The organism is Hydrogenophaga palleronii NBRC 102513 (genome assembly GCF_001571225.1).
GTDB lineage: Bacteria > Pseudomonadota > Gammaproteobacteria > Burkholderiales > Burkholderiaceae_C > Hydrogenophaga > Hydrogenophaga palleronii.
Window position 1 is genome coordinate 1 of the sequence record NZ_BCTJ01000099.1, and the last position, 1,140, is coordinate 1,140.

1 protein-coding gene is annotated in these 1,140 nt (G+C 62.4%); it reads left to right on the forward strand.

The annotated features are described in order from the left end of the window. Window positions 1-5: 5 nt before the first annotated feature. The coding region (gene tuf, locus HPA01S_RS22430; protein WP_066273732.1) for an elongation factor Tu at window positions 6-1,140 on the forward strand (1,135 nt) is incomplete at its 3' end.

Below are 1,140 nucleotides of genomic sequence, written 5' to 3' on the forward strand. Positions count from 1 at the left end.
GAAAAATGGCAAAAGAGAAATTTGAGCGGACCAAGCCGCACGTGAACGTGGGCACGATTGGTCACGTTGACCACGGCAAGACCACGCTGACGGCGGCCATCACGACCGTGCTGGCGGCCAAGTTCGGCGGCGCAGCCAAGGGTTACGACCAGATCGATGCAGCGCCCGAAGAAAAGGCCCGCGGCATCACCATCAACACCTCCCACGTGGAATACGAAACGGCCAACCGCCACTACGCCCACGTCGATTGCCCCGGTCACGCCGACTATGTGAAGAACATGATCACCGGTGCCGCCCAGATGGACGGTGCCATTCTGGTGTGCTCGGCCGCTGACGGCCCCATGCCCCAGACCCGCGAGCACATCCTGCTGGCCCGTCAGGTGGGCGTGCCTTACATCATCGTGTTCCTGAACAAGTGCGACATGGTCGACGACGCCGAGCTGCTCGAGCTGGTCGAAATGGAAGTGCGCGAACTCCTGGACAAGTACGACTTCCCTGGCGACGACACCCCCATCGTGCACGGCTCGGCCAAGCTCGCCCTCGAAGGCGACAAGGGCAAGCTCGGCGAAGAAGCCATCCTGAAGCTGGCCGACGCGCTGGACACCTACATCCCCACGCCCGAGCGTGCGGTTGACGGTGCCTTCCTGATGCCCGTGGAAGACGTGTTCTCCATCTCCGGCCGCGGCACCGTGGTGACCGGCCGTATCGAGCGCGGTATCGTCAAGGTTGGTGAAGAAATCGAAATCGTCGGTATCGCCGACACCCAGAAGACCACCTGCACGGGCGTGGAAATGTTCCGCAAGCTGCTGGACCAGGGTCAGGCTGGCGACAACGTCGGTATCCTGCTGCGCGGCACCAAGCGCGAAGACGTGCAGCGCGGCCAGGTGCTGTGCAAGCCCGGCTCGATCAAGCCGCACACGCACTTCACCGGTGAGGTGTACGTGCTGTCCAAGGACGAAGGTGGCCGTCACACGCCGTTCTTCAACAACTACCGTCCGCAGTTCTACTTCCGCACGACCGACGTGACTGGCTCGATCGAGCTGCCCGAAGGCAAGGAAATGGTCATGCCCGGTGACAACGTGTCGATCACGGTCAAGCTGATTGCCCCGATCGCCATGGAAGAAGGTCTGCGCTTCGCCA